The sequence below is a fragment of the Chamaesiphon sp. OTE_75_metabat_556 genome (assembly GCF_031378165.1).
In the GTDB taxonomy this organism is placed as follows: domain Bacteria; phylum Cyanobacteriota; class Cyanobacteriia; order Cyanobacteriales; family Chamaesiphonaceae; genus Chamaesiphon.
In genome coordinates, this window is record NZ_JANNDR010000390.1 from 1 (window position 1) to 3,779 (window position 3,779).

Below are 3,779 nucleotides of genomic sequence, written 5' to 3' on the forward strand. Positions count from 1 at the left end.
GAGATAGTGGTTGCCATTCTTCATAAATAGTGCGGAGCCAATATTTACTAGCTCCAGTTCTACGCCGAGTTCTCCCATCAAATCCATGAAATTATCAAACGATGTCGGGAATTCTAAGACACCATTTTCTAATACCAAATCGCAATCCGAATGGTTGGGTTGGACATTTTGATTGAGTGTCCGAATATGACCGCCCAGCATCGGTTCTCGCTCGAATACCGTGACTTGATGTCCTTGTTTGTCGAGTAAATAAGCCGTCACCATGCCGCTGGCACCACCGCCAATAATTGCAATTTTCATTATTTGCTCCTGTTTGGGTTTTAGATTTTGGGAGGGTAGTGGATAGTGGATAGTGGATAGTGAATAGTGAATAGTGAATAGTGAATAGTGAATAGTGAATAGAGCGTTTGGATGCAAGCGTCTTTTTGGTCTAGCTCTCCCAGTCCCCTCGTCCTCTAATTTAAAATCTTATCTCCCGATAATCGTTGATAGAGTAGTGCTCCCGTCCAGAAGGTGGGTGCGAAGCCAGGGTAGCCGGATGAGGCGTTGCAAAAATAGAAGTTTTTCAGCGATGTTTCGTGATTTAGTCGATCGACACCCATATTTCGAGGCGTTAAACTAGAACCGTAGGAATTCCCCTCCGGACAATAACAAAAATGTTCGTTCGTGGTCGGACTACCAGTAATTTGAAATACTAAATAACTGCGGAAATTAGGGACATAATCTCGTTCTACTACGTCCAGAATTGACTTCAGGATTTCGGCTTTCCTTTGTCGATAGGCTTTGGGATCGGACTGTTTGAGATGATTGAAATACTCATAGTTAGCCACGGTCAAAAACTCGACAATCTGACAATCGGGGGGACAGTCACCACCTGTATCAGTTAATAGTGTGGGCGTCGTAATTGCAAAACTAGGATTGGTATAATCATGGTTGTTATACATCCGATTGAAGGCCACATTCAAATCCACATCGCCACTATGAAATGTATTCGACTTCCCAAATCCATAGTCGCGTAAATCGATACCCTGGACGACACAATAAGCCATGAAATTAGATGGCGAATAGTCATAATTTAACTTGTGTTGGATCGATCGCGAGAACTTTTCGATACCAATTTTGGCGGCGGCGTGTTTGGGATCGATATTACAGATCACCGTATCGGCTAAGTATGCGTGGGTTTCGTGAGTGAGTAAATCGATCGCCGTTGCACCAGTCACCGTCTTGTCTATGATCGAGAAATCCGTCACTTCTCGATTGAGTAACACCTCACCCCCAGCAGTTATAATTACATCAACTAGGGCATTAATGACTCGATCGAAATGCTGGGTTGGATAAAAAGCTCCCTCTTGGTAGCCGGTAAATAAAATCACCCAGGCATAGAATGAAAGCTGCTCTGGTGGTAATAAGAAATCCGGCCATTGTAAGGCAAGTAAAGTTTGAGCCGCTCGAGGTAGTTTGAATTTGTCAAAGGCAGCTTGAAGCGTACTATGGAGGTATTGGAGCGCACGATAGACATCGCCCAGATGTCCCAATACTGCTAGTGGCTGAATTGGTGGCGACAGATACCGCAAGCCATTGCGAACTGCCTGAATTTCGGCGACAAACTGTTGACAATTCTCGGCAGATTCCGGAAAGAGCTGGGATAGCCGTCTTACCAGTTCGACTCGATCGCTCGGAATATCCAGCTTATAATTGGGCATTCGCATTCGATCGAACCCATCTGGATCGAACCGATTGAAAGTAATAGTTCGATCCAGATCGAGTTGTTTGAGCACTCGATTGACAGTATTTCCCTCGCCACAGTCCCACACATAATGGAGCTGGGCATTAAAAGTATATTTTTTGGCCATGGTAAAGCTGTGCCCAAACCCACCGGGATGTTCGTGCGCTTCGAGCACTCGCACCGTTTTACCAGCCTTAGCCATCAGTGCGCCAAAAACTAATGCTGATAAACCACTTCCGACAATCAAATAGTCTGTTTTCATGGTGTTACTCAATTTTCTTTCACCAGCCGCGAACGATTGAATATCTATTCTTGAATTACCAAAGCTACAGGGACTTTAACCAAATTGGGCAGAGCCGGATTAGCTTTGAGCATGGTTAAAGTAAGTAACCCCGCCCCCATTTCTGCTTTCACCTGTTCGCGTTGAATTGAAGTAGGTAGCGGAATTACCCGTTTAAACTGACCGTAATGAAATTCAGATCGAAAAATGCCCGGCTCTTCAGTCTTGGTTTCTTCTCGATGTTCGCCAGCCAGAAAAACAGCATTTTCGCTCACTTGAATATCCAATTCTTCTGGTTTGATGCCTGGTAGCTGCGCCTTGAGCAACAGTGTTGTCTCAGTCTCTTGCAATTCGATCGCCGGACTCCAAGGCGTTTCTCTAGCTTTAGCAAGTATGCCTAATTGTGGTTGTTCGCGAACGATATCCTCGAACAATCGGTCGAGTTGCTGACGTAAATTATTAAATTCTTTAATTAATGACATATCTACTACTCTCCAAGTCAACGAGCGGCCGATTGCGGTGGATCTCATCTCACCGCCGTGAATATCTTGAATGTAGCTCGATAAGTTGAGGAACTCGTGAAGGAATCTTCACATGCCAGCTCGGCTGTCGCAGTATCGATCGTCAGCGTGTTGGCATTTTGTCAGTCAATCCGAGATCGTAGTGTAAAACAGTACAGCGATCGTACATAGATTTTAGGTACACTTAGGGTTAGCGAGTGCTATCCGATACTTTTCAAACACCCTCTTATCCTTTTCAAACAGTTTATGATTGAACGCCGATCAAACATTCCCGACTAATTTACCCCGTAACTGCTTGATCCGATCGCGTAATGTTGCGGCTTTTTCAAATTCCAGTTCCTTGGCTGCGACCTTCATTTCCCCTTCCAACTGGACGATCGCATCGGGGATTTGTTCGAGTGATAATTCATCGACATGAGCGATCACTGTCTCCAATTGTTGTGAATTCAATCGCCGCGAGAAATCGAGAAATTGCAAGATGGAATTGCCGCCAGTTTTGACGATCGATTGTGGCGTAATGTTATTTAACTTGTTATGTGCCGTTTGAATACCCCGCCGCCGTTCGGTTTCATCGATCGCGGCAGTCATGCTATCTGTCATCCGATCGGCATATAAGATCGCTTGTCCGCGAATGTGTCGCGCAGCACGGCCGATCGTTTGAATCAGCGATCGGGTCGAACGCAAGAAGCCTTCTTTATCGGCATCGAGAATTGCCACCAATGAGACTTCCGGTAAGTCCAAACCTTCCCGTAATAAGTTCACGCCAATCAACACATCAAATTCCCCATTACGAAGAGCTTGAATAATTTCAATCCGTTCGATCGATTGAATTTCCGAGTGGAGATATTTTACCCGCACATCGCGTTCGTGAAAATATTCGCTCAAATCTTCGGCCATCCGCTTAGTTAACGTCGTAATCAAGACGCGTTCGTTGCGCTTGACTCGATCGCGAATTTCACCTAATAAATCGTCTACTTGTCCCTCTGTCGGACGCACGAAGATCTCCGGATCGATGACGCCAGTTGGCCGGATGATCTGTTGGGCAATTCGATCCGCTGAGAGTTCCATTTCCCACTCCCCAGGGGTCGCCGAAACGAAAATACATTGATTTACCTTCTCCCAGAATTCATCAGCCTTTAACGGACGATTGTCAGCCGCACTGGGCAACCGGAAACCATGCTCGATCAGGACATTCTTGCGAGCGCGATCGCCATTATACATCCCCCGAATTTGGGGGACAGTAACGTGAGAT

4 protein-coding genes are annotated in these 3,779 nt (G+C 45.7%); all 4 read right to left on the reverse strand.

What is annotated here, in order from left to right; genetic code table 11:
- On the reverse strand, nucleotides 1-300 hold a 300-nt coding region (locus tag RMO27_RS15810), incomplete at its 3' end, for an NAD(P)/FAD-dependent oxidoreductase (RefSeq protein ID WP_309734195.1).
- A 155-nt stretch (nucleotides 301-455) separates the two neighbouring features.
- Nucleotides 456-1,988, reverse strand: coding sequence for an NAD(P)/FAD-dependent oxidoreductase (locus tag RMO27_RS15815; RefSeq protein WP_309734197.1), 1,533 nt, complete (start codon nucleotides 1,986-1,988; stop codon nucleotides 456-458).
- 44 nt (nucleotides 1,989-2,032) lie between these two features.
- Nucleotides 2,033-2,488, reverse strand: a complete 456-nt coding sequence (locus RMO27_RS15820) for an Hsp20/alpha crystallin family protein (protein ID WP_309734199.1) — start codon at nucleotides 2,486-2,488, stop codon at nucleotides 2,033-2,035.
- A gap of 300 nt (nucleotides 2,489-2,788) precedes the next feature.
- The coding region (locus tag RMO27_RS15825) for a helicase-related protein (protein WP_309734201.1) at nucleotides 2,789-3,779 on the reverse strand (991 nt) is incomplete at its 5' end.

What these genes read in the sequence shown, in the direction of transcription:
- RMO27_RS15820 (WP_309734199.1), bottom strand. Translation starts at nt 2,488, where the DNA reads ATGTCATTAATTAAAGAATTTAATAATTTACGTCAGCAACTCGACCGA.
- RMO27_RS15815 (WP_309734197.1), bottom strand. Translation starts at nt 1,988, where the DNA reads ATGAAAACAGACTATTTGATTGTCGGAAGTGGTTTATCAGCATTAGTT.